The sequence below is a fragment of the Kordia aestuariivivens genome, assembly GCF_014397005.1.
GTDB classification, from domain to species: Bacteria; Bacteroidota; Bacteroidia; order Flavobacteriales; family Flavobacteriaceae; genus Kordia; species Kordia aestuariivivens.
The window spans coordinates 1-26,130 of sequence record NZ_JACGWS010000015.1; the positions used below are offsets into that span (position 1 = coordinate 1).

Below are 26,130 nucleotides of genomic sequence, written 5' to 3' on the forward strand. Positions count from 1 at the left end.
TGGAGGTAAAAGACTTAACTGATCTTGACAATAGGTCTTAAAAATAACTTTTCTGCTCATTCTTAAAGTTAAGAATTACTTCAAAAAATTGCAAAAAAAAAGACTGCCTTTTCAGACAGCCTCTTTCGTGTTAATTACAAATAGAAGGTGGCTAAAACACTCAACTGTGTGATATTTCCTTTTAATTTTTTTTCGTTAACGGTGAGTTTACTTAAAACGTTCGTAAATCCATATTCGTATTGTAATGATATTTTAAATGATTGAAACCCTGTAGAAATACCAACAATTCCCATCACATTTAACCTTGATGTTTGCCGTGCTTCATTTGCTGTAAACGTATCATAACCTTCTAAAATGTAGTCGTTAAATGTGCTTTCAAGTTCAAACTTATCCGAAAGTTGCAACGCAGAACCAAATTCAAAACTTAAATGTTTCTCAATAAGTTTGTAACTTCCTAACAAACCAATTTTCGCCGCTAGTAGTTTCATTGGGATTTCTTCGGTCGTTGCAAGTATGTTTTCTCGTCCAACAAAATTGACTTCGTGTCTATTTATATTTAAAAAATAAATCATATCAAAATGACGTCCAACACTTCCGCGTGTAGATAATCCGCCATGAAAACTCGTTGATTTGGTGGTGACTAAATCATTTGTACGAATATCAAATTGATGAATTCCAACTGAAATTCCAAACCGATTGTAGTCAATGTAACGGCTTTGTGAAAAAGATTTTGTAACAAAAAGTAGTGTTATAACTACTAATAGCAAGAAAAGGGATTTGTTCATGTTTGGGTAAACTTTTAATTAAAGTTGTCAAAAGTATCCTTTTTTACACAAAAAAAAATTATTTTTAATCACACTAACATTTTAATATTTCAAAATTATGCCATTTAATCCCGTTTACATTGTCCTAGCTGTTCTTGCAGTTATTATATTATTAGGTGCTGTTTTTACCGTAAAACAACAAACTGCTGCTATTATTGAGCGTTTTGGCCGTTTTAACAGTATTCGTCAATCTGGATTACAATTTAAAATTCCGCTCATTGATAAAATCGCAGGAAGATTAAGTTTAAAAATTCAACAACTAGACGTTATTATCGAAACTAAAACAAAAGATGATGTATTCGTTCGTTTGAAAGTTTCTGTTCAGTATAAAGTAATCAAACTAAAGGTTGAAGATGCTTTTTATAAGTTAGATTATCCACATGATCAAATTACATCATATGTATTTGATGTTGTACGTGCCGAAGTTCCAAAGATGATTTTGGATGATGTATTCTTACGTAAAGATGATATTGCAATTGCTGTAAAAGGAGAATTGAATGATGCCATGATGGAATACGGATATGACATTATTAAAACCTTAGTAACAGATATTGATCCTGATGCACAAGTAAAAGCTGCCATGAACCGTATTAATGCTGCTGATAGAGAAAAAACAGCTGCACAATATGAAGGAGATGCACAACGTATTTTAATTGTTGAAAAAGCAAAAGCGGAAGCAGAAAGTAAGCGTTTACAAGGACAAGGTATTGCAGATCAGCGTCGTGAAATTGCACGTGGTTTGGAAGAATCTGTAGAAGTATTAAACAAAGTTGGAATCAACTCACAAGAAGCTTCTGCATTAATTGTTGTTACACAACATTATGATACGCTACAAGCTATTGGTCAGGAAACAAATAGTAATTTAATATTGTTACCAAACTCGCCACAAGCAGGAAGTAATATGCTAAATGATATGGTTGCTAGTTTTACCGCAAGTAATCAAATTGGCGAAGCAATGAAGAATCAGAAAAAGAAAGGAGAATAATAAAAACTCTTTTTATATAAAACCCGAAATATAACGTTTCGGGTTTTTCATTTTCAATAATTAAACACACATCCATCATGATTAAAAAAATCACTTTCCTCCTATTTATTTTTTGTGCTACGCAACTATATTCGCAAGACCTAAAAGCGCTTAAAGCAAGTGCTGAGCGTGACGCAAAAGCTGCCACTGCTGCTACATTAAAAGAAGATTTTAAAACACTATTAACCTACACACATCCAAATATTTTAGAGGCTGCTGGCGGTGCAGAAGTAATGGAAGAGTATTTAAAAACGACATTTACACAAATGAAAGCCAATGGTTTCGCTTATGAGAAGGTCGAAACAAAATCAGTTTCTGATGTTGTAAAAGAACAAGGAGAATATCGTTGTTATGTAGAAAACTACAATCAGATGAAAATGAAAGATAAGCGAATTATTTCTACGAGTTATATGCTTGGTTTTTATAATGAAACGACAACTAAATGGACATTTGTTGAGGCAAAAGAAATGAAAGTTACAGGTTCTATTATTACTTATTTTCCAGATTTTAAAACTTCTTTAAACATTCCTGAAAATACCATGAAGGTGGAAGATATTAAAGAGTAATTGTTTTTTTGTTATAAAGATTTAATTGTTATAAAGCTTGTTGCTAAAAGTTTCTCGTACTAAAATCATTTTTGCGTTTTAAACGTGTTTTTAGCCTAGTTTACATTCCACACAACAAAGTAGCTTCATGTTTGTTTTAAACCCTAGAAACTTCTTTATTTTAGGTCAATTTTGATAAGAATTATAAATCATTTTTATAGATACTATCATCAAAATCTATATTTAGTTTTTGAATAAAAAAAATCCTGAGAAAATTAAATTCTCAGGATTTTTATAGTTTGGTTGGATTGGTGTTACTCTTTAGTTAACGATTAACTTTTTCGTTACTACTTGGTCTCCTACTTTTATTTTTACAAAGTATAATCCTGTTCCGTATTGAGAAACATCTAAGTTTTGTTGTGCTCTTGCATTAAAACGAGTTTCTTCAATTTTAGAGATTGATTGTCCTAAACTGTTTAGTAATTCAATTTCGTATGTATTTCCAATAGTTGTATTGATGATAATATCTACATTACTGCTCGCAGGATTTGGATACATTGAAATTGATCTATCCAATGCATTTTCTCCAACTGATAATGTTTTTGTTAAGATGATATTATCTACAAACGTACTGTTACTGTAATCGTTGATGTTTACAAATCGTACTAAGACATTTTCCCCAACAAATGGTGTTAAGTCAATGATTTCTGTTCTCCAGTTTGCCGCAGCATTTGGTGCCCACGCAGAACTTATATACGGAACCGTTGCTAAATCAAGTCCATCTTTAAAGTACACTTGTGTATAGGTAGCTCCACAATCAATAGAAATATCTACACGCATACCATCGTTATACGATGCAGACCATTGTGCTTTTGCCAAATCGAATGTTAACTCAGCTGTTCCGTTGAAAACTAAGTCAAAATATTCTGTTGTAAATGTATCTTCTTGACCTCTTGTTGTATAGTTTGCACCATCTACAAAAGCCGCTATAGTTGAACTTCCGTCAAAACCAACAATGTTTGTTCTTTCTTGCCAAGTTCTTGCACCATCAGGATTGTCAAGTGCCCAACCTACTGGTAAAACTCCATTTGTTTCAAAGTCTTCTGTGAAATCAATTGATGTACCATTTATTTGCGCAAAGAAATCTAATGTTTTCTCATCGTTATTTACAAATTCATCTCCTGATAAAGAAGTCCAAACACGTAATGTATTATCTCCGTTAGTTGTTAATACTGCTGGCGTTGCAAAGTTGAATGTATCAGTAGCTCCTGATGCAATTGATGCTGTATATGTTTCTTGTACAATTGGATCAGATCCAATTTGATAAGAAATTGCAAAATTTGATTGTGCATCTGTTCCATCATTTTGAATATCAGCAGAAACAATAATTGGTCCTGTGCTACAAATTACTTGAAAGTCTAATGCTGTATTATTAATCGTTGTTACTGATAAATCTTTAGCTAATGGACAGTTTAATAATCCACTTCCTGTGTAGTTTACAGCATTTGTACGCAATGTTTCCCATCCGTTTCCACCTTTAGCGGTTACAGCTACCCAAATAGGAGCAAAAGGATCTGTAATTGGAATTGATAATGAGTTTGTTGTAGCGTTTCCTGCTACTTCCATGAATTTATCTCCTAACAAGTATACATCATACGATGTAGCACCTGTAACGGCGTTCCAAGTTACCGTAGTTGAGGTAGGACATACTTCTGTAATGCTTACACCTGTAACACGTGAAGCAATAGAAAAGTTACTTGTGCTTTGGTCTGTTAACGTACCATTTGTAATTCTAATTATACATTCTCCAGAAGTTAATCCGTTAGGTACATTCCAGTTATAATTTGTAGTTGCTGGCGGCAATGTTGCCATTGCAGTCCAATTAGCACCATTATCCGTAGAGTATTCTAATTGATGTGTACTTGTTGCATTTGTTGCGTCCCAGTGAATCGTTTCTTGTGTTCCCGCAACAAATTTTTCTCCACCTACTGGATACGTAAGCGTAACTCCATCAGAGATAATTTCATATACTACATAGTATTTTTGAGGTCCCATAGGAACATTAAAACCTGCTACGTTAATATTATAGGTTCCTGAAGTAGGGTTATTAATTAAAACCTGCTCCATATTATTTAAGTGATCTGCTCCTGTTGTTGCTGGCGTATTTAAAAACGCTGCACTTGGAGTTGTATCTAAAATCCATGGTAACTGAATTCCACCTACTGGATCCGTTACTACTAAATCTAAGTCATTTACTAATGCTGGTGAAACACCTGGCGCAGCAGCTGCATCACTCCAATATACCATAAAACGAACTTGTCTTGTGTTTGCAGGTACTGTAATTGAGTGATTGTTATTTGCTGCTTGTGCAACAGTACTATTTAAGTAGCGTCCATCTTCAATAAGCATTGCTGCTCTTAATCCGTTTACCATTCCCCAACCAAAACTAAAGTCAGGACCTACATTTCCATAGTCATTTGCTGTATTTAATAATGTTGCTTTGATTAAAGCTGATTCTGGAAATGCGCCACCATTTAAACCTGCGTACGCTTCGTATAATTGAGCAGAAACTCCAGCAATTCCTGGCGCTGCTCCTGAAGTACCACCAAATGTTTGGTACGTATTGTTTTCTGCTGTTGATAGTTGGTTTTGCCCGTGTGCAGTAATATCTGGCTTGATACGTCCATCTGCAGCTGGTCCACGACTACTAGAACTTGCTAGCGATCCGTTAAAGAATGTATTTGCTGTTGCAATTACATTTTTCCCTTGTTTGTGTCCACCTGTAACATTTCCCCAACCTGCTCCAGCTCCGTATCCACAGTTACTCGATCCTGAGTTTCCTGCTGAAAATACGTGAAGTAGTGTAGGGTTATCGTTTGTTTGTGTATCAACTGTACGAGAAGTTGTTGTATAACCGCCATTACATCCATCACCATACGATGAGTTTGTAATTTGTACAGATCCATTATTAATTAAATCGGTTGTTGCAGTATCTAAGAAAGATCCTCCGTATTGTACTACATATACATCAGCTCCAGCTGCCATTCCTCTTTTTGTTGGATCTAGGTTTCCAGCTCCTGTCATAATTCCTGCTACACCATCTCCGTGTGTTGGTCCTGTAGTTGGTGTTGCAGAATTATCTATTCTTCCTTGGAAATCAATATGTGGTCCTACAACTCCATCATCTCTTACCATAACTCCTACTCCAGCCCCAGTATAGTGTCTACCAGTTGGTGTTTGTGAGTCTAAGTTTCCTGATCTGTGGATACTTCTTCCTCTTGTATCTTCTTTTACTGGTGGTGGCGGAACTAATTCTACCCACTTTACAAAAGATTTTGATACAACATCATTAATTTGTCCATAAGGAACTGCAATTTGTAACATGTTGCTTCCTTTATACTCTTCTTTTATAGTTACTGTTCCTATTTGTAATAGTTCAGCAATTACATAATTAGTATCGATAAAGTCATAATGCTCTAACATTACAAGAATATTGTTTCCTTGTATTGCATGATCATCAATATTGTTCAGTTTGATTTGGGCAGACTTTTTAAAGTCATTTTCTATTGGAATAATAGAAATCGCTCCTGATTGTTGTAAATACGATATTTGTGTATTTGCAGGAAAGTAGAAAAGGTATGTTTTATCTGGGAAATACTCAATAAGTTTGAGATTTCTATCTACAAATTGATCTTGAATCGTTTGTGTTGGTGTTTCACTGAAACGTACCCATCCAAAATATCCATCATTAAATTTTGCAGATTCGGGCATTGAATTCCAGTTGAATGATGCAATATTATTTGGCATCGTAATGACTTCATTCTGGAAATACACCGTGTTTTGTGCATTAGCTAAAGTACAATTTAGAAAGATTGTGACTATTAGCAAAGGAATTAAAGAGCCTAGCAAACTCTTTACTTGCGTAATTTTTTTCATGACAATTTTTATTAAGTTTTTTTATGGTCCAAATACTTTTCAACAATAATTTATTTCTGGGATTCCGGGATAAATTATTGTTAAAAAAGCAATTAGCACGCTAATATAATAATTAGTTTACAAAAAATTGTTAATATCTTTGAGGATATGATTAGTTGGAAAGCAGATTTTTAAGATTTGTAAGTATTGCTTTTCATCCTAAACTCGTTCTACTTTGTCCTGAAGTTTCTTTCCTGCTGCTTTTACCTGTTTCCTTAATTCCTTCCTCAGTTTTATATTTTTCGATGTTTTTTGTAAACGTGTGAAATTAAAATGACCCGTTTTAAATACTAAAAAGCACAAAAAATAGGGTAGTGGTGATCGTATATTTTTTCGTCTCTTTTTTTGTAATTTAATTTTAAATAAAATGAAAAAAGACCCCACAATTTGTAGAGTCTTTTAGATAATTTTGAATGCTATTTTAATGTTATAATTGCTTCGCTTCTGCAACTAACAATTCATTTTTATCATCCAATGCTTTTTCAATGAATTCATTGATATTTCCATTGCGTTCTTGTCCATTTTTCAACAAAACACCCAAAGTAATCATTGCTGCAATACGCGTTCCTGATTTTTTGGCAGCCGTTGCAAATAAAGGTTCCAAGTCTTCATACGGAACATTTTCTGCCAATGCTTGAATCTTCTCTTTGGCAATTTGCTGCTTTTCTTCTGGAAGATTGGTATACTTTTTACCTAATTGCTTTATTTCCTCAATTGGTGGACGTTGATGTTGTTGTTTTTGTTGCGGTTTCGCTTGATTTTCCTGTAATTTTGGTTTTATTTTTGCCCACGTATCACGCAAACCAACCGTTTTGTTAAAGATCAATTTTTCTGCTGTGGTATCTTTATCTACACAGAAATATCCTAAACGTTGAAATTGAAAACGATCGCCAACTTTTGCTTCTTTTAAATACGGTTCTACAAACGCATTTACAATCGTTAGCGAATTTGGATTTACAAACTCCATAAAGTCTTTGTCTTTGTGACTGTCTGGTGCTTCATCCGAAAATAAACGATCATACACACGAACCTCAGCTTGTACTGCGTGTGCAATAGAAACCCAATGCAACGTACCTTTTACTTTACGTACACTTGCTTCTGTTCCGCTTCCGCTTAAACTGTCAACATCGTATGTACAGTGAATTTCTGTAATGTTTCCGTCCGCATCTTTAACCACATTTTCTCCTTTGATGATGTACGCATTTTTTAAACGCACTTCTTTTCCAAGTGTTAAGCGGAAATATTTACTTCCTGCATCTTCTTTGAAGTCTTCTTTTTCAATGTATAATTCTCTTGAAAAAGGTACTTTATGACTTCCAGCATTTTCATCTTCTGGATTGTTTTCTGCATCAAGCAGTTCCACTTTTCCTTCCGGATAGTTAGTAATGATCAATTTTACAGGATTTAAAACTGCCATTACTCTATTGGCTGTTTTGTTTAAATCTTCTCGGATACAAAATTCTAACAATGAAACATCAATTACATTTTCGCGCTTAGCGACACCAACCGTTTCAACAAATTTCTTTATTGCATTTGGCGTATATCCTCTTCGGCGTAAGCCAGAAATAGTAGGCATTCGTGGATCGTCCCAACCAGAAACTAATTTTTCTTCCACCAATTTGAGTAATTTACGCTTACTCATAATGGTATAACTTAGATTCAACCGTGCAAATTCACGTTGTTTTGGTAGCAACGGATATTCGGTTTTATTGTAATCATATATTTGTTCTTTAAACCAATCATAGAGTTTTCTGTGTGGTTTAAATTCTAATGAACATAAGGAATGAGAGATTTGTTCGATGTAATCACTTTCGCCATGCGTCCAATCGTACATTGGGTAAATACACCAATCGTTTCCAGTTCTGTGATGATGTGCAAATAAGATTCTGTACATTAACGGATCGCGCATGAGCATGTTAGGATCTTCCATGTCAATTTTTGCACGCAATACGTGTGTTCCTGCTTCAAATTTTCCATCTTTCATACCTTGGAATAATTCCAAGTTTTCTTCAACAGTTCTATTTCTGTACGGACTGTTCGTTCCTACTTGTGTTGGAGTTCCTTTTTGTTCCGCCATAGCTTCCGAAGATTGCGAATCTACATACGCTTTTCCATCTTTTATCAATTGAATTGTCCAATCGTATAATTGTTGAAAGTAATCAGAAGAGTAACATTCGTTTGCCCATTGATAGCCAAGCCAAGCAATGTCGCGTTTGATAGCGTCTACATATTCTTGCTCTTCTTTGGCAGGATTTGTATCATCAAAACGAAGGTTTACAGGTGCATTGTATTTTTCGCCCAATCCAAAACTAATACCGATAGCTTTGGTGTGTCCGATATGCAAATAACCGTTTGGTTCTGGCGGAAATCGAAAGCGTAAGGTATCTTTCGCCATTCCGTTTGCAAGATCTTCTTCTATGATATGCTCAATAAAATTGAGCGATTTAGTTTCTTCTGTCATTGTAATAGTACTTCAACAAATTAAGCCGTAAAATTAGCGAATTAATGTGAAATGAAATCAAATTCTTTTTACTTCCTTGTAACGAACATTCACAATACAACACGTATATATGGAAGTTTAATTTTAAAATACACACACAATGCAACATTCTAACTATTCATGCCCAAAATGTAACAACAGAACTTATATAGTAGGAGAGATGCGCGCTACTGGCGGACGCTGGTCTAAAATTTTTGATGTACAAAGCGCAAAATTTACCTCTGTAAGTTGCGAACGTTGTTCGTACACCGAGTTTTATAAAGCAAAAACAAGTGCTATTAGTAATATTTTTGATTTGTTTACAAACTAGATTTTGATTTGAATGACTTATTTTTACAGCTTTAATAGTTATATATGGGAATTATTCGTGTGACCAATATTAAAACGTACGCTTATCATGGTTGTTTGGTTGAAGAAAGTAAGGTAGGAAGTGAATATCGCGTGGATGTTTCAGTAGGTGCAGATTTGCAACCTTCCGCAGTTAGCGATGATTTACTGGAAACAGTAGATTATGTTCATATTAACAAAATTGTAAAGCAAGAAATGGCAATTCGTTCCAAGTTATTGGAACATGTAGCCAAACGTATTTTGGATAGAATCTTTGATGAGATCACTATTGCTAATGAAGCAACCGTAGCTGTTTCTAAAATAAATCCACCTATTGGTGGTAATGTTCAAATGGTTACCATAGAAATGTCTTTACAACGCTCATAAGAATAGTATTTAATGTTTCTTTTTGTTGCATAAAATGTAAATTTGGTTAAATTTGCATCAATAATGGCGTCGTGGCCGAGTGGCTAGGCAGAGGTCTGCAAAACCTTGTACAGCGGTTCGAATCCGCTCGACGCCTCTACAAAAAACTAAACCTTCTGAATATCAGAAGGTTTTTTTGTTTTTATGTTGTAAAGAATGCTTCTATTTTGTGTTTCATTTTTTTGATTTCTTTCGGAAATGTGCCTTGTAAGATCATCACAGCACCAAAAACGATGATCATAATGCTGACCCATTTTTTCGTTTTGAAGATAAAACGCGGTGTCATTTTACTTTTTAATTTTTTTGCAAGCAAGATTTTTGCAACATCCGTAATCAACATACTTATTAATACGGTAGCAAGGAATATGATAACGCCTTCAGAGGTGCTAGAAAACGCGTTTGCCATCACCATAACACCTATCCAACCTGCTAAGACACCAAAGTTGATAAAGTTCAGTAGAAAGCCTTTTATGAATAATCCAGGTAGATTCTTTTTAGGATCTACAGCGTAATGCTCACGAACAATTTTACGAAATGATTTGGATGTTTGAATATATGAGATAATTCCGAAGGCAAGTAAAATTAAACCACCAAAGATGATTAGTTTTGGATCGCCTTTTATTTTTTCTAGAATTTGATTAGTACTGTAATACGCAAAAATAATGAAGACAATGTCTGCAAAGATAGCACCTAAATCAAATGTAAGTGCACTTCTAAACCCTTTGGTAATACTTGTTTCTATAATTATAAAGAAAACAGGTCCTACTGCAAAGGCTAAAATAAATCCGTAAAGTACAGCGTAAGCTATTCCGTCAAACATAAAACAAAAGTACTAAAAGTAATGTGATTTTATTTCTAATGCCATAGGAAATAGCGCAACTAGTAGTTTTTAAAAATAAAAAAACACCTAAATGGCAGTTTAGGTGTTTTCTGAGATTGATTTGATGAATGTGTGAATGTTTTATTTTAGTGTGTGTTTTTATATAAAATTTTAAAATAATATTTCAAAAGAAATATCTGATTTTAGTTTTTTTACTTTCTTTCTCTTTGTTCGCACAAAGAATACTGAATCAAGTTCAGCACAGGCTTCAACAAAAGAAAGTGCGCTTTTTATTTTACTTTTATTTTTCCTCCGAAGAGTTTGTCTTTTTTGATGGTTTTTGGATCACCATGAATTTCAATGTATCCGCCAGCTCTCACTTTGGCGTCTGCTAATACAGATGCTGAAATGATAGCATTTCCACCAGCACTTACTTTTATTTTTGTTTGTTCAGTTAGTAATTTTTCTGCTTCGTATATTCCACCTGTGTTTAATAGAACATCTTGGATTTTTACTTTTCCAGAAGCTTCAATAATTCCGCCAGAAACCGCTTTACAATCTAAGTTGTCAACGTCTAGTCCGACAATTATTCTTCCGCCTTCTTGTGCTTTTAGTTTTAAATACGGTTGTGTCATGGTTTCATTGGAAACGATGATGGCACCTTCATTAGCGTCAATTGTATTTACGTTTGTATAGTATACTTCGACAAATGTTTGTGTTCCGTCAAAACTACGATCGAACTTCATACGAACTTTTAGTTTTCCTTTTTTGTTGATGACTTCAACATCTTCTGTATCAACTCCTGTAATAACCACTTTGTTTTCATTTGATTTGATGAGATTGATTTCTATTAAATCAAAAACTTTTACTTCATCAAAGTCGCCTACATTTTTTTCTATGGGTTTTTGTGCAAAAGTGGTAAAAGTTACTAAGCAAAAAATAAATGCTGTTATATGTTTCATTGTGTTATGGTTTTAGTGTTTGTATCTAAAGAGTATACAGAAAACGATTTGTTACAGTTTTTATTTAAAGTTTTCTGGAGTTTATTGTTAATTACGGTTTTACCGTACTTATTTTGTATCTATGTTTAGTAATTTTAAAGTTGAAACTTAAAAACTCATATCATGAAAAAAAAGAATTTAAAATCATTAAAGATTAACAAAAAGACAATTTCTAAATTTAGTACAGAAGAAATATCTGGTGGAACAGGAGGATTTTTATCTTTTATTCCTGGATTATTTTGTGGTGCAGGAAATACCACTAGTTTTGGACCATTAGCTTGTGAAGTAGCTTGTATTTGTGATGAATATTAGTCTTTATAACTATTTTTATAACATACGAAAGCCCGGTTTTTACAAATCGGGCTTTTTTTATTGCTGTTTTTTTATTGCAATTTTACTGCTGTTCCAGTGACGCTTACCATGACTGCGCCGCCAGCACTTATTTCCATATCAACACTGATTCCTACAACGGCATCTGCATTTAGTTTTGCAGCATTGTCACTTAGTTTTTGAAAGGTAGCTTCTTTTACTTCTTCAATTGCGCCTTCTATTTGTGAATAGTATTTTTTCATGTTGAACATGTCTTTGAACGACATGCCTTTGTAACTGTAATTTACATTGTATGTCATTCCAGAAACTACACCTAAGTATTCTATTATTTCTTTGTTTTGAAAGGTATTTGTTGTTGTAAAGATCATGATAGTTCTATTTTAGTGAAATTTAGTAATTTTTTAGTTAGTATGATTTTTTAAAAAATGTTACGAAAAAAAGTTCACTTCGAGAATTGAAATGAACTTCTTGTTTTAAAATACTTCTCACTACTATTTTAACTTGCGTTAAGGATAGCAGCGGCATCCTTCCGATTTTCTCGGAAGATATAGCGGATAGCCTGACGAAAAGAAGACTGAGGTACTCAAAGTCTTCTTTTGGGAACGCCCAAATTAAAAAAATTATGCTTCTACCTCAACACGTTTTCCAATGAGATTGAAATCTAAGTGACGTTTGACTAAGTCTGTGTTTTTTACATTTACTAATACTTCATCTCCTAATTGATATATGTTTTTGGTAACTTCTCCAACGAGCGCATATTGCTTTTCATTAAACGTGTAGTAATCGTCTTTTATGTCGCGAATACTCACCATTCCTTCACATTTGTTATCAATGATTTCAATGTAAATTCCCCATTCGGTTACACCCGAAATGACACCTAAGAATTCTTCATCTTTGTGATCTTGCATGAATTTGATTTGCATGTACTTCGTAGAATCGCGTTCTGCTCTTGCTGCCAAACCTTCCATGTTTGATGAATGTTCACATTTTGCTTCGTACGCTTCGGCATCTGCCGATTTTCCACCATCTAGATAGTGTTGTAATAGTCTGTGAACCATAACATCAGGATAGCGACGAATTGGCGATGTAAAGTGCGAATAGTAATCAAATGCCAATCCATAATGTCCAATATTATCTGTCGTATATTTTGCTTTACTCATGCTTCGAATGGCAAGCGTATCAATCATGTTTTGTTCACCTTTTCCTTTGACATCTTCTAGTAATTGATTTAGAGAACTTGTCGTGGTTTTTCGTGATTTTAGATTTAATGAATACCCAAATCGAGAAATAATGTTTTGCAGATTCCCCAGTTTTTCACTGTCTGGTTCGTCGTGAATACGATAGATAAACGTTTTTTCGGGTTGTTGTTTTCCAATGAATGCTGCTACTTTTCTGTTGGCAAGTAACATGAATTCTTCTATTAGTTTGTTTGCATCTTTTTGTGTTTTGAAATAGACACCAACCGGATTACTTTCTTGGTCTAAGTTGAAACGAACTTCTACTTTGTCAAACGAAATAGCACCTTGGCGCATTCGTTTTGAACGCATTATTTTTGCTAGTTCATCAAGTTTTAATGTAGCTTCTACAATTGCTTTGTCTACTTTGTATGCTTTTCCTGTGATAGATATGTCTGCAGGAATTTCGTTTCCTTCTGTTTCAATGATTACTTGCGCTTCTTCATACGCAAATCGTTTGTCTGAATACGTAACTGTACGTCCAAACCATTCGTTGAGAACTTCTGCTTTTTTGTTGATTTCGAATATTGCTGAGAAGGTATATTTTTCTTCATTTGGACGTAATGAACACGCACCATTTGATAATACTTCTGGTAACATTGGCACAACTCTGTCTACTAAGTATACTGAAGTTGCACGTTCGTACGCTTCTTCATCCAAGATACTTCCTGGTTTTACATAGTGTGAAACATCGGCAATGTGAATTCCTATTTCGTAGTTTCCATTTTCCAAGGTTTGAAACGATAATGCATCATCAAAATCTTTGGCATCTTTCGGATCTATCGTAAACGTTAACACGTCGCGCATGTCTCTACGTTTTTTGATTTCTTCTTTTTGAATGGATAAGTCTAGTTTTTTTGCATATTTTTCAACATGTGCAGGAAATTCATAAGGCAAACCATATTCTGCTAAGATGGAGTGAATTTCAGTATCATGTTCACCTGGTTTTCCAAGTACTTGCGTAATGATTCCGAATGGAGAATCAGCACGTGCTGGCCAATCTTCAATTTCAACGATTACTTTGTCACCATCTTCCGCTTTGTTCATTTTATTTTTTGGAACAAAGATGTCTGTGTACATTTTTTGATTAGAAACGACTACGAATCCAAAGTTTTTCTGAATTTGTAATACACCCACAAATTCTGTTTTTTTACGTTTTATGATGTTTGTAATTTCACCTTCTGGTCTGTTGTTTTTACGACGTTTGTACACGTAAATTTCTACTTCATCACCATTTAATGCTCTGTTCAGTTTATTGTTTGGAACAAAGATATCTTCTTCAAAATCTTCACAAATTACATAGCCTTGTCCGCGTGCGGTTAAGTCTAAAATTCCAGTGAAGTATTCGGTAGATCCAATTACTTTGTATTGTCCACGATCAACTTCTTCAATTTTTTGCTTTGCTTTTAGCTTTTTTATTGTTTTAATGATTTGATTTCTTCCGCTTGTATCTGTAATATTAAGTTTGGCGGCTATTTGTTTGTAATTGAAAACTTTGTTTGAAGACTTTTTAAATATTTGAAGAATCGCATCTGTTAAGTTTGGTAAGTTGTGCGATTTTGTTTTTTTCTTTCTTGTCATTATATCATTCTGTTTTACACGCTTTACGTGTCTTATTTTCGGTAAATTATTATTGTTTTTTTGTTAATTGAAAAGCATACCGAAATTGCTTTTTGTGTTGAATTTTACTCAATAATCGAGATTTTACTATTCCAAGTTTAGCGCTATTTAATTCTTGAAAAGTACAAATTAATTCTGTCAGGAATATTGTTGTTTTAGAAATTAACGATTTCTTTTAAACACAACGAGTAGGAGAGAAGTATTAAAAATTCTGATGCAAATATAGTTAATATTTTACAATTCGTATTTTGCAACACTTTAAATAAGTGTTATGTATGCGTAAAGATATATGGTTTTTGATTGTAAACCCGACTTCGGGAAGCTTCTCTGGAAAGCGAAAATGGCGAAAAATTGCTACTGAGTTTGAAGCGCAAGAGCTTTTGTTCGATTTTGAGTTTACCACAAAACCTCAGCATGAATATGAATTGGTTATTGAAGCATTGGAAAAAGGGTATCGAAAGTTTGTGAGCGTTGGCGGCGATGGAACTTTACATCATATTGTAAATGGTTTGATGGAACAAAAATTGGTTCCGCAGCAAGAATTGAAAGTTGCTGTGATTCCATTAGGTACTGGAAATGATTGGGTAAAAACGTATAAAATTCCTAAGAATATTAAAAAAGCAGTCGCTATTATTAAAGCTGAGTATAGTGTTTTACAAGATATTGGACATATTTCGTTGTTGAATTCGGAAAAAAAGGTGTTTTTTAATAATGTTGCTGGTTTGGGTTTTGATGGTTATGTAGTGAAACGAAATGAACGTTTGAAGTTTTTAGGAGCTGTTTCTTTTTTAGTTTCTACCGTGTTGAGTTTGGCAAGTTATAAATCGACTGAGTTTAGTATTAAAGCTATTGAAAAGCAATTCACAACTAAATCGTTGTTAACAATTGTTGGAGTTTGTCAATTTTCTGGTGGCGGAATGCAGTTAACTAAAGACGTACATCCGGCAGATGGTTTGTTTGATGTTTCTGTAGCTAAACATTTTACATTGTGGAAGTTATTAGTAAATGTTGTTCGTTTGTTTAATGGATCTATTACGAATCATCCATTGGTAGAAACTTTTAAAACAAATGAAGTTACGATTGAAACTTCAGCACCAAATGTATTTATTCAAGCTGATGGCGAATTGATTGGAACTGGTGGATTTACAGCAAACATTTTACCAAAAGCGTTGGTGTTTGTTGTTTTAAAATAATTGAAATCACTTAGAAATGTTACTCGATACTGCTATTTTTAATCAAAAATCACTCGAAATTACGTTCTTAAAAAGTAGCTTTTGAAGCTTCTAAATTTAACTTTCTTAAAAAAAAGTTAAATAAATCTTAAATAAAGTGTAACATTTCTGCTTATCTTACGTCTATATAAAAAGTACCAAACGTATTTTGGACCAGAATTATGAAACGAGTGTATAAAGTTATTCTACTATTTATAGCGATCTTTTTGATCGGTATTTTCTCGTTTGGTAGTTATATTAATTCTTCATTAAAGAAAGAAAACGATACAAGAGCTGTTGAAATTCAGAAAGATTCTTTGAAAAATGCAGCTGTTGATACTTACTATTTAAACTAGTTTTCTTATTTTTAATATATTATATCTTATATTTTTTAGCGTATGATCAATTTTGTGACCGTAGCGACATTTACCTATCCTTATGAATATGCAGTTTTACGAATTGTGTTGGAGCAGAAAGGAATTCAATATGTGTTTGAAAACGAAATGATGTTGAGTGTATTTCCTTTTTATTCGAACGCATTAGGCGGTATCTCGTTGAAAGTTCATAAAAACGATGTTTCCCTTACCAAACAGATTTTAGACGATTTTTACAGCAAGCAATCGCATTTGAGGATTGTGTAAGTTTCTCTTCTTTGCATGAAGTTTCAAACTGTATGAAATGATTACCTTTTTTTTCTCGCGAAAGCGAAAGTAAACAATCAATTATTTTTTAAAGATTCTGTAATGGCTATTTAAAAGTTCAAATTGACACATTTTATAATTAAAGAAAACAACGATTATTTTCTTCTAAAAATTGAAATTCGTTTCAAATGTTATGAACATTAATACTATATATATTTCTTTCTTTTATAAATTTAAAAAAAATAATGATGGTTATTATAGCGTGTGAATAGGTGCTAAAACTTTTTAGTGTTTTGATAGGAATTGTTTCTTATCGAATTTGATGAACAACTTATTAGCTACGTAACTTATTTAAAATAAGAATGATTAGATAGGTTATGAACAGTTATTAACAACTCTTATCCACAGGTTTTTTTTGATAAATAGTTGGTTAATTTTTGTTAACAATCAAGAGAGCGACTCTTCATAACTTTGCTAAAAAGAAGTGCTAAGTAAATAGGTAAACTCAGCTATTTGTTTGTATTGTAAAAATTATTGAACCCGCAAAATTTTGTTCTCACTTTTTAGCTACAAAGTATTAACAATTGGTAGTGTTGTATAATGAGTTCAGTGTGAAGTTATTGTGAAATGAAATTAACAATGACTTTTTTCGGTTGTTCAAAACTCGATTCATACCTTTGTTTTCAACAAACACAACAACTTATTTATGAAACGAGCATGTTAAAAATAATATCATTTTAAAAAGTGATTAATAGCGAACAACATGTGACCTTTTAAAATACAATAAATATAAACACATGAAAAATATTGTCATCGGTAACGACCACGCCGGAACCGACTATAAAAACGCGATTGTTGCACATTTAGAAGCGAAAGGTTACGCTGTTCAAAATTACGGAACGGATAGCGATGCAAGTGTAGATTATCCAGATTTTATTCATCCAGTTGCTTCCGATGTGGAAAATGGAAAGGTTCCGTTTGGAATTATTATCTGCGGAAGCGGAAATGGAGCTGCTATGACGGCGAATAAGTATCAAAAGGTACGTGCAGCACTTTGTTGGACCAAAGAGATTGTAGCGCTTGCCAGGCAACATAACAACGCAAATATTTTAAGTATTCCTGCGCGTTTTACGTCTATCCCGCAAGCAATTGCGATGGTTGATACTTTTTTAGATACTGATTTTGAAGGTGGAAGACACCAGAATAGAGTAGCGAAGATTGCTTGTAATTAGTTATGAATACTTGATTTAGAGATATAGAAAACCCGCGAACTTTTTTGGTTTGCGGGTTTTTTATACTTTTTTTAAAGATCAGTATTTTAGCGATATCAAAACTATATGTTCCCCCTTTTTTTTAAGGATTTATCAATAATTTTAGCTCTTTCAACACATATATTTATGTAGTTACTAAATGTACCTTGTGGTCTTCTCTTTATAAGTTTATCACCAAATTGTACATAACCAGGACGACAATTATAAATTATAGGATCTTCTACACCTTCATCTAAATAAATAAATCCAAATTGTTCACATTGATCTAATTGATCAGTTATCCAAATAGGTCTTTTTATTTTAGGAATATTGTATTGTTCAAAGCGTTCTTCTGCTTCTTCTATCATCCAATCCCAATCCATAATGTCTGCTTCTATGAAAGTATGTTTTCCAGCTAAAAATAAAAATTCTTTATATGCTTTTGGAAATGTCATTCCATTTAGATATTCAGATTCTATTTCTTCTATTTCTTCTATAGTAAAGCCTTTATTAGTCCAACCAGCTAAAGCTGAATTTTTGCTAAACTTTTTAAATATTTAATTTCCATATTACTTTATTTTTAAAAAATTAGGAATCATCCTCCTCCCAAATTTTATCTTGATAGTTCCAATTTATAAAACCAGCATGATCTTCCATTATTAAAAGTAGTGATAAACTTTTCTACTGTAAAATAAAACCCCGATGCGTAATGATAGCTAATCGGGGTTTTTGGTTTATATAAGTATATAAAAATTGTTCAACTATTCTCTTCTACAAAGGTTTTGAAATCTTTTAGAAATTTTAAGAATACTTCATGTGTGAGCCCTAAAACAATTTTGTCTTGACTCGATTCTCCTGCGCGAATTGCTAAAGTATCTAGAAGTGTAACGCCATTTTCATTAACCATTACAGAAACATCTTCATTTCCCCACACAAAAGGATTATCGGTATCATTGTCAGGTAAAGTTTTATGTTTTTCTACTCCATCTATTATTTTTTGAACTTTTTGTGAAGTCCAATCCCAACTTCTTATATTTTCTAAAAAACTATGATTTGATTTTACACCCATAATCGTAGTTCCGTCCCAAATATATATTTTAAATTTATATTCCATTTTTTTACCCAATAAACTATAACATGATTTTTATAAAAATAGTGCTTTTTTAGACACTGATTTTGAAGGTGGAAGACACCAAAATAGAGTAAGTAAGATTGCTTGTAACTAAGTGATTTATAGCTATAGAAAAACCCGCAAACTTTTTTAGGTTTGCGGGTTTTTTGGTTATTTCTTGTTTTGCTTTAGAAACGACTTGAAACCACTTAAAAGATTTAAAATTTCTTCTAGTGGAATAATAAAAAGTTCTTTAGTATCACCTTTTTCATCTAGTGTAAAAAAATCAAATACTTGAAATCCACCTTCAGGATATTCAGTTTCTGAAGGATCAGCTGCAAAAGCATAGCCTATAAAACCTGATTGATTTTCTATACTGTAACTAGTTGTTGGATTTCCATTTATTACTTTTATTATATTTTCTATATGATTTTGTATTTGATTACTAGTTTCATTACCTTCAAATATCATACTAAGATAGTCGTAAGGTTCTTCTAATCTTACTTTCAAATACTCCTTTGTAGAAGGAGTCCATTTATAAAATTTATATTCTAACATTATTATATTATATTAAGTTAAATAGGGTATACAGTTTTTACAATTCCATTATTATCAATAACAAAAATTATTTTCATACCATTAGTTGATGTACCTTCATAATGTACTGTTTTTGAAATATCACGAATTTTATTCTTAAAAGCAAACGCTACTTCTTCCAAAATACGTTGTTTATCCCAATTCTTAGGAAACATAGTTGTAGTGATTGTATTATTTCCACGATTAAGTTTATCAATCCAATTTCCATTCCCATCTCTCATTTGTACTTGAGCCCTATAAATTTCATCATCTATTGGATTTGGTGGACGTCTAGATCCGGGTTTTACTCTATTTCTTATACCATCTAATAAGTCTTCACTATGTATTCCTTTTGTTGATGGAACTCTAGATCTATTTCTCCCTCTTCCAATTGTTGTTGATCTTAAGTGGCCATTAAAAATATGTTCAATTAATTCATCAAAATTTTGCCTCGAAAGAGTCCTTACAAAATCATCATAAGCAGACTTTCTTAGTTTTTTCGCGTTAGCTAAACTATCCAAATGTTGCTTAGTAGTAATACCTTTAGCAGAAGCAGCATCGTCATATTCTTTCATATATTTAGGAGCATCTTCAGCAGTAATATTTTTTTTAAAAATATTACCATTATAATCTTCTAAATCAACTCTACCATTTTTTGGTGGTGTAGAAACATTAAAACAACCTAAAACAATAGAAGTATCTCTTTTATACACTATTTTAAAGCCATCCTTTTTTAATAAAGCTTTTCTTTTTCTTTTTTCTTCCCAATATTTAAGAAGCTTTTTTATTAGTCTTCCCATAACTTTATGTTTTTATTGGACAGAATTGTATACGACCATTTGTAATTCCCGAAGGCTCATATTTTGCATCTCCCATATTTTTTTTAGCTTTTTTGCTGAAAAATTTCTCAAAAGATTCTTGAGCTAATTTTTTCGTGGTAGATACAAGCTTACGAATCCACACAAGTAATGTATCTAATGCTTTTTTGAGGTCAAACTTTTTTATTTTATTGAATAAAGCCACCATTGCCTTTATAAAATCTCCTGTTTTATTTACAGAAAATCTCGCTATTCTTTTAGGTGCAGTAAGTAGTTTTTTAAGAGAATCTGCGGTGACTGCAAATGCTTGTACTATATTTCCTGTACCTAAAGTTGCCAGTGCAATTAAGACTTCTTCTAAAACGAACCCAATAATATATCCTATTACATAGCCAATATTATCCATGTGCGTTCTGACAAAGGATGCGCCTTTTTCAAATTGAGTCACAATGGTTTCTGGTTTAGAAAAAGTAGTTTTTGCTAAATCTGCTGCTTTTAAAGCAAAACCGATTACTGCACCTAAATTTTTAAGAGAAAATAATTTTACAAACCCTTCAATTCCATTTTCTAAAAGCTCAAAAACTAAACTTACATAAGAACCTTTTTTTTCATTATTAGCTGCTTGATATAAGTAATATGGTAAGCTTAAAATCATTCCAACCAAGGAAATAATTCCTCCAATAGCTTCAATAAGACTGTTGACTACACCTATAAATAGTGCATTTAAGTAAATAAGTGTTGAAGCTAATCCACCTTTTAGAAAATTGATAAATTTTGCATATAATTCAGAGAGCTTAGCTAACATTTTAGGAATGAATTGTAGCTTTACTTTAAGATAATCTCGAAGCGTTTCATGAGGTATAAGATCCATGAAATCATTATATCCTTTTAGTATATTTTTTTTTGTTTCTTTAAAAGAAGCTTCCTGTTCTAGAGCTTCTTCTTTAGAAGTTTGTAAAGTATCAATTAGCGCTTTAAGACCTGGAAAAATAGGGTTGAATTTAGGGTCAGGATTTCCTTCTTTATCGTAGTATTTCCAGCGATGTCCTCCAAATTTTAAACTTGTAATTCCGTCCCCTAGCGCTATTAAACCATCTCCAAATGATTTCTTAATTAACCAAGTTCCTGTACTTACAATGAGATCTACAGCCTTCCCTAAAAAGTATAAAATTCCCCATTCATCCTTTTTTTTCTTTTTTTCTATGTGTGCATTAGCAATGTTCTTAATCTGATCTTCATCAGTATTTACATTAAGTAATTTTGCTAATTTTGCAATGGCTTTTGCGGGAAACATTTCAGCTTTATTTATGTTAGCCCCAGTAAGTACACGCGCTACAGATCCAAAAATGTTATAACTATCACTTTTTTCTAAGAAAAATACAATTTCATTGTCTCTAATTTTATCAATAGTGATATGCGTATTGTCTATTTTTGCTCCATCATTTGAGAAAAAGAAAATGACTGAAATGTCAGGATTGTTTTTTAGCTCTCTTAGAAACTTATTAGAAAGTGCGAAAATCTTCTTTTTTAATTTATTCTTAGGAGGCGAAATTACTGTTACTTGATCAAGATTAAATTCTTTATATAGTTTCATCGCATTTACCGCAGAATACCCTGGGTATGCAAATTGTAAAAAATCTAGGGTAACAATTTTCGCAAAATAGCGATCATTGTATTTATACACTTGAAAACCATCATCGTTATAGTCGTCAATAGTATTATTGTTTCCTAAATCTCCTAAGTATCCATTAGGAATCATATATTCTTCTGCAATGCTTATGTCTAGTCCTACTTTACCATCTAATAATCCGTAATTGCCTTCGTACCTTCTTTCTACTTCAAAATATGCATATTCATGAAATTCTGGCTCATGACTAGGATTTCCAAGAATCTTTGATTCGTCTATGATTTGCTTTTCAGAATCGTCATTAGAGTCATCTTCAATGATAATTTCATCATTAAAAACAACAATATTAGGTAGTGGCTGATATTTTTTATTGTAATTGCGTAAGCCGTATTCGTATGCGTACATAATTGTCTTTTTTTAATATTTATACTTAGATTTCCTGTCAAAAATTGACAGTAGAAAAGCTGTCCCGAACTAAATTCGGGACATACTTTTTCTAATAAAACCTGTGATTAATTGTTTGGTTATTGAACGATAATTGGACTCACCGTATCACTTCCAACACCTTCACTATTATCACCGCCGATCAAATCATCGATGGGAACAATTGGGTTGTCAGAAATTGGGTTTCCATCCGCGTCTAAGACAGGGTTTCCATCTGAGTCAAACTGCAACCAATCGTCACAATCCGTGTCGCATGGTAATCCATCAACATTGAGTCCGATAGCGCCTGCTTGAATCACTGTTAATGAGGTTGGTACACGCGTTTCCCATGTTTCTTCTACTTCACTTTCAGGATTACGTAATTCTTCTACAATCGATACAAATTCTTCATCGTCAAGTGTTGGTACTTGTCCACCATTCCAAATTTGTCCTGTTGCCATATACCAGTTCACCATTTCTTCAAACCCTGGACGCACTGTAATGATAACACGCGCCATTCCACTTTGCAAAAAGGCTCTGAATAATGGATCATTATTTTTGACTTGGTATAATTCTCCCCACTTTTCCTTGTTTGCCCAATAGAAAGGATAGAAGTTGTAGCTCATAATATCCCATTCAAAAGCTTGCTCAAAGAATTTTACTTGTGCCGCATAGTTGTTTAAAGCAACATTAGTGTAGTTTGCTGTAATTCCAGTAAGAGAGTCTCTATTATTAATCATGTTTTTCCCTATGTTTTCATGACCTAATAAGTAGGTAATACAGTTTTTACGCAACACCGTTTTTTCAATTTCTCTGTAGAAACCAGGATTAATAGTAATTGCTTCTTTCTGCTTTTCTTGCTGCGCAGCATACTTTTCTTTATATTCTGCTAAACGCTCTTCATAGGCTTCAATGATAGTATTAAAGGTTTCGATTTGCCAAGCCTCTTTAGCTTCAGGTCTTAGTTCACAATCAACACGTAAGTTAAATGCATATGCACCAACATCCCAAGAAGTTACAGAAAACTCCAAAGATTCAATTACTTTATTATTTGAGAAACTTCCATTAATTTGCTTGTTGTCTACTTGGTTGAAAGAATGTTTGTTTCCTCCAACAACTATATCTCCGTGTCGTACCCAAGTTCCAGAATGATTTCCTTGCTTGAGTGTAAAATATCCGGAGTAGCTTTCTGCATAATAATTTTCAGGAATTTCAACGCTCTCGTCACCTGCATGCGCCCATCTACCATCGTTGATGGCCATATCATCTTTACTATATGCTTTAGTTACAGAAACTTTATTTAATGGAATAGGATTAACATCAGCATTGTAAATAGCTGCCCAATGTGTATAGGTAGCTTCATCAACAGCTTCATGGTTTGGCATACTTTCAACAGAAGCAGTTCTTGGATCTACAGGCTCAACAAGAATGTCTTCTCCACTACTTAATTCGATCGCTAACTCATGAAAAGAAGCAGGTTCTGGAATCATGAATTCATACATTAAGCGTTTTCCGTAGTTTAGAATTTGATTTCTGTATACTTTATCAACCCAACGATAGACACCAGAAATATGTTTGTCTCCTTTACGGTTATCAAATCCGTGCGACGTATTTTCTTCGTATTCTTCAATGACTTTTGTAACACGTTCTTCACGTACTTTTTGTACAACTCTGTCTAGTGCTCTTTCGGTTAATTCTTTGGCATGTGTAATTGCTTGACTTTCTGATGTTTCAGAAGATGTATTGTTTGCAAAACTTGCGCTTGCATTACCTCCAAAACTTCCTCCAGGTGTTCCCCAACGAACTCCTGCACTTGCATTCATAGATTGATCTTGCGCAGTCATCGAAGCAATTTCTTGATTCATTTCAAAACGATCAGTCGATGTAGTTTCGGTAAGGTTTTCTCTTTCCGTTTCACTAGAAAAAGTATCTGTAGTTTCTTGACGACGTGTGCGTTTAGTGTCTTTCGATTTGTATTCACGTGCCATGATGTTTTCAATGTGTGAAACTTCCCCCGGAACATAGCAACAAACTTCTTGTTCTACTTTACGATAATCTGCAATTCCTAAACGTTGCACACCATATACTACAGGTACTTCAGCTATTGGATTACCACCACTATCAATAGATGCGGTTAATTTTCCGTTGAAACATTGACCTTTTACAAGGTCTGGAACTGTAAAGTCGTATGTATCTCCATTTGTAAATGTAATTGTTCCAGAAAATTCACTCACAGGCTCATCTAAGTCAATTAGACCACCATACAGTTTCAAAAAAATTGAATTATCTGTTTTTGCTTCTGCGAAGGAACCATTGGTATTACTAGATTCATTTGCAAAATGCATTGTGTAGAGCATATTTGCTACACTGTAAGATGCATTTGGCATACTTAAAGTTATTCCAACAACATACTGAGAACTTCCAGCAGATTTACGAGAACAAACTCTAAAACTAAATGGGTTTGATGGAGTAGTCGAAACAGGTACTGTAGTACCTCCAACAGTTACAACTTGTGTGGTTCCGAAATCAATATTATCAAAAGTTGTTGCTGTATTTGTTAGAATTTCATCAGAAAGTACAGCATTTACCTCATCTAAAGTAGTGATTCCGTGTTCAGTTTGAACTTCTGTAATATAGTTAACAGCTTCATTACTTATGGTACTAGCTAAAACAGTTTTATCTAATTGATCAGTTTCAATAAAGGTGTACTCTGGAATCGTTAAATTTTGATATTCTTTTACAACCGACGTTTCCCCAGTATCAGGATCCGTTACTACGCGTTCTACAATTGTTGCAGCACCATATGCCGCTTTTACAGCTACATCGTATGTTTTTTGATATGCATCTCTACTTTTTTGATTTTCTCTTCTGTGTTTTTTGGATGCTTTTTCAACTTCTTTTGCAATTTTTTTAAGCTCTTTGTTGTACTCTTGAGCCATAAATGCATCCGTTTCTCTTTTTAAGTTTTTTTCAGAAATAGGAGCATTTTTATCTGTAGTTACTGTAGCCACTTCATTGGTAAATAAAGACTTATCTATAATTACTTTAGCACATGCTAATTTTCTATATGCTTCATCAGTATCTACGTTAGTTGCACTATCGATAAAAAAGCTCGCAACGATAAATGAAAGTAATAAGTCTCGTAAATACGGATCGCCGTTGGTGAGAATGTTATAATGTAAATCGTCCCAAATTTCAGTAATATCATATGCGAAAGGGCCACTTGCAATTTTAGCATCAGCTTCTGTTACAGTCAATGTTTTTTTGTTGGCATTGAACCATTTAACAAATTCATAAAAGCCAGAAAGGTCTGTTTTTAATTCTATAACAGTATTGAAGTGAGCGCTGTATGAACCAACGGCAGTTGCGATGGCTTGTTTGCGTTCTGTCTCTGTGGTTGCCTGAGAAGCAGGAGCAATAAAAGCACTTGGTGAATAATCAGGATACTGTACAAATCCTAATTCTTTTTCTTCATCTCCAATAAGTTCCGGAGCACGCATTGTAACGAATCTGTACAATGTATTCTTGATGTTTTGTTTCATCTTTTAATTTTTTTAATCGTTTAAGTGTATTTGAATAAACTGTTCTGGCTTTTCTAATGAACAGTATTCTTTTCTTGTACGATTGAAAAAACTAAATTTCACTTTTACATCCTATTCAATCAAATGTTTGAATACTTTCATGTAAAATTTAAAAATCCATATTTTCAAGCTATCATTGTATTATTTTGTAGCTTTATGAATAAATAACAAAGCAAATATACAACATATTACAACACAACCTAAAACATATTACATTTATTTTTGTAAAATGTTTTAATGCGTTTATAATAAATTGATTACCAAA

21 protein-coding genes and 1 tRNA gene are annotated in these 26,130 nt (G+C 33.1%); 9 read left to right on the top strand and 13 right to left on the bottom strand.

Translation table 11 applies throughout. The features are described 5' to 3' along the window. Positions 1-134: 134 nt before the first annotated feature. The gene (locus H2O64_RS19725) at positions 135-785 is read right to left on the bottom strand and encodes an outer membrane beta-barrel protein (RefSeq protein ID WP_187563956.1); all 651 of its coding nucleotides are present in this window, start codon (positions 783-785) and stop codon (positions 135-137) included. 97 nt (positions 786-882) lie between these two features. Between H2O64_RS19725 and H2O64_RS19730 the strand changes: the two genes are divergently transcribed. Continuing rightward, entirely contained in the window at positions 883-1,809 is a 927-nt protein-coding gene (locus H2O64_RS19730) for an SPFH domain-containing protein (protein WP_187563957.1), read from the top strand. Between the two features lie 77 nt (positions 1,810-1,886). Further along, complete coding sequence (locus H2O64_RS19735) at positions 1,887-2,414, top strand: hypothetical protein (protein WP_215907197.1); 528 nt, start codon at positions 1,887-1,889, stop codon at positions 2,412-2,414. Between the two features lie 300 nt (positions 2,415-2,714). Here H2O64_RS19735 and H2O64_RS19740 read toward each other — a convergent pair whose 3' ends face one another. Continuing rightward, positions 2,715-6,329: a S8 family serine peptidase gene (locus H2O64_RS19740; protein WP_187563958.1), complete on the bottom strand. Its 3,615-nt coding sequence runs from the start codon at positions 6,327-6,329 to the stop codon at positions 2,715-2,717. Positions 6,330-6,795: 466 nt separating this feature from the next. Continuing rightward, the gene (locus tag H2O64_RS19745; RefSeq protein ID WP_187563959.1) at positions 6,796-8,829 is read right to left on the bottom strand and encodes a glutamine--tRNA ligase/YqeY domain fusion protein; all 2,034 of its coding nucleotides are present in this window, start codon (positions 8,827-8,829) and stop codon (positions 6,796-6,798) included. A 139-nt stretch (positions 8,830-8,968) separates the two neighbouring features. On the opposite strand from H2O64_RS19745, the gene H2O64_RS19750 reads away from it, so the two are divergent. The 3 genes from H2O64_RS19750 to H2O64_RS19760 all read left to right on the top strand — a co-directional run bounded on the left by H2O64_RS19750 (position 8,969) and on the right by H2O64_RS19760 (position 9,718). Next, positions 8,969-9,178 carry a zinc ribbon domain-containing protein gene (locus H2O64_RS19750; RefSeq protein WP_187563960.1) on the top strand — a complete coding sequence of 70 codons (210 nt, stop codon included), beginning with the start codon at positions 8,969-8,971 and terminating at the stop codon, positions 9,176-9,178. A 44-nt stretch (positions 9,179-9,222) separates the two neighbouring features. After that, a complete protein-coding gene (gene folB, locus H2O64_RS19755; RefSeq protein ID WP_187563961.1) occupies positions 9,223-9,582 on the top strand; it encodes a dihydroneopterin aldolase in 360 nt (119 codons plus the stop codon). Between the two features lie 65 nt (positions 9,583-9,647). Then, a tRNA-Cys gene (locus tag H2O64_RS19760) sits at positions 9,648-9,718 on the top strand. 45 nt (positions 9,719-9,763) lie between these two features. Here the strand turns inward: H2O64_RS19760 and H2O64_RS19765 are convergent. Both H2O64_RS19765 and H2O64_RS19770 read right to left on the bottom strand, forming a co-directional pair. Then, positions 9,764-10,441, bottom strand: a complete 678-nt coding sequence (locus H2O64_RS19765; protein ID WP_187563962.1) for a LysE family translocator — start codon at positions 10,439-10,441, stop codon at positions 9,764-9,766. Between the two features lie 290 nt (positions 10,442-10,731). Then, positions 10,732-11,403, bottom strand: a complete 672-nt coding sequence (locus H2O64_RS19770; RefSeq protein WP_187563963.1) for a head GIN domain-containing protein — start codon at positions 11,401-11,403, stop codon at positions 10,732-10,734. Positions 11,404-11,565: 162 nt separating this feature from the next. On the opposite strand from H2O64_RS19770, the gene H2O64_RS19775 reads away from it, so the two are divergent. After that, positions 11,566-11,754 (top strand): hypothetical protein, encoded by a 189-nt coding sequence (locus H2O64_RS19775; RefSeq protein WP_187563964.1) that lies wholly within the window; start codon positions 11,566-11,568, stop codon positions 11,752-11,754. Positions 11,755-11,825: 71 nt separating this feature from the next. On the opposite strand, the gene H2O64_RS19780 is transcribed toward H2O64_RS19775, so the two are convergent. Both H2O64_RS19780 and rnr read right to left on the bottom strand, forming a co-directional pair. After that, complete coding sequence (locus tag H2O64_RS19780; RefSeq protein ID WP_187563965.1) at positions 11,826-12,140, bottom strand: YbjQ family protein; 315 nt, start codon at positions 12,138-12,140, stop codon at positions 11,826-11,828. A 252-nt stretch (positions 12,141-12,392) separates the two neighbouring features. Continuing rightward, the gene (gene rnr, locus H2O64_RS19785) at positions 12,393-14,588 is read right to left on the bottom strand and encodes a ribonuclease R (protein WP_187563966.1); all 2,196 of its coding nucleotides are present in this window, start codon (positions 14,586-14,588) and stop codon (positions 12,393-12,395) included. Positions 14,589-14,902: 314 nt separating this feature from the next. On the opposite strand from rnr, the gene H2O64_RS19790 reads away from it, so the two are divergent. The 3 genes from H2O64_RS19790 (at position 14,903) to rpiB (ending at position 17,711) form a co-directional block, all read left to right on the top strand. Then, complete coding sequence (locus H2O64_RS19790) at positions 14,903-15,820, top strand: diacylglycerol/lipid kinase family protein (protein WP_187563967.1); 918 nt, start codon at positions 14,903-14,905, stop codon at positions 15,818-15,820. Between the two features lie 416 nt (positions 15,821-16,236). Beyond that, positions 16,237-16,479, top strand: coding sequence for a DUF2007 domain-containing protein (locus tag H2O64_RS19795; RefSeq protein ID WP_187563968.1), 243 nt, complete (start codon positions 16,237-16,239; stop codon positions 16,477-16,479). Positions 16,480-17,276: 797 nt separating this feature from the next. After that, a complete protein-coding gene (gene rpiB, locus H2O64_RS19800) occupies positions 17,277-17,711 on the top strand; it encodes a ribose 5-phosphate isomerase B (RefSeq protein WP_187563969.1) in 435 nt (144 codons plus the stop codon). 101 nt (positions 17,712-17,812) lie between these two features. Here rpiB and H2O64_RS19805 read toward each other — a convergent pair whose 3' ends face one another. The 6 genes from H2O64_RS19805 to H2O64_RS19830 all read right to left on the bottom strand — a co-directional run bounded on the left by H2O64_RS19805 (position 17,813) and on the right by H2O64_RS19830 (position 25,826). Continuing rightward, a complete protein-coding gene (locus tag H2O64_RS19805; protein WP_394368168.1) occupies positions 17,813-18,286 on the bottom strand; it encodes an SMI1/KNR4 family protein in 474 nt (157 codons plus the stop codon). A 200-nt stretch (positions 18,287-18,486) separates the two neighbouring features. After that, complete coding sequence (locus tag H2O64_RS19810; RefSeq protein WP_187563971.1) at positions 18,487-18,843, bottom strand: hypothetical protein; 357 nt, start codon at positions 18,841-18,843, stop codon at positions 18,487-18,489. A gap of 168 nt (positions 18,844-19,011) precedes the next feature. Then, the gene (locus H2O64_RS19815; RefSeq protein WP_187563972.1) at positions 19,012-19,398 is read right to left on the bottom strand and encodes a hypothetical protein; all 387 of its coding nucleotides are present in this window, start codon (positions 19,396-19,398) and stop codon (positions 19,012-19,014) included. A gap of 17 nt (positions 19,399-19,415) precedes the next feature. Beyond that, positions 19,416-20,216: an EndoU domain-containing protein gene (locus H2O64_RS19820; RefSeq protein ID WP_187563973.1), complete on the bottom strand. Its 801-nt coding sequence runs from the start codon at positions 20,214-20,216 to the stop codon at positions 19,416-19,418. A 4-nt stretch (positions 20,217-20,220) separates the two neighbouring features. Continuing rightward, positions 20,221-22,266: a hypothetical protein gene (locus tag H2O64_RS19825; protein ID WP_187563974.1), complete on the bottom strand. Its 2,046-nt coding sequence runs from the start codon at positions 22,264-22,266 to the stop codon at positions 20,221-20,223. Positions 22,267-22,385: 119 nt separating this feature from the next. Next, complete coding sequence (locus tag H2O64_RS19830) at positions 22,386-25,826, bottom strand: hypothetical protein (protein ID WP_187563975.1); 3,441 nt, start codon at positions 25,824-25,826, stop codon at positions 22,386-22,388. Positions 25,827-26,130: the final 304 nt, after the last annotated feature.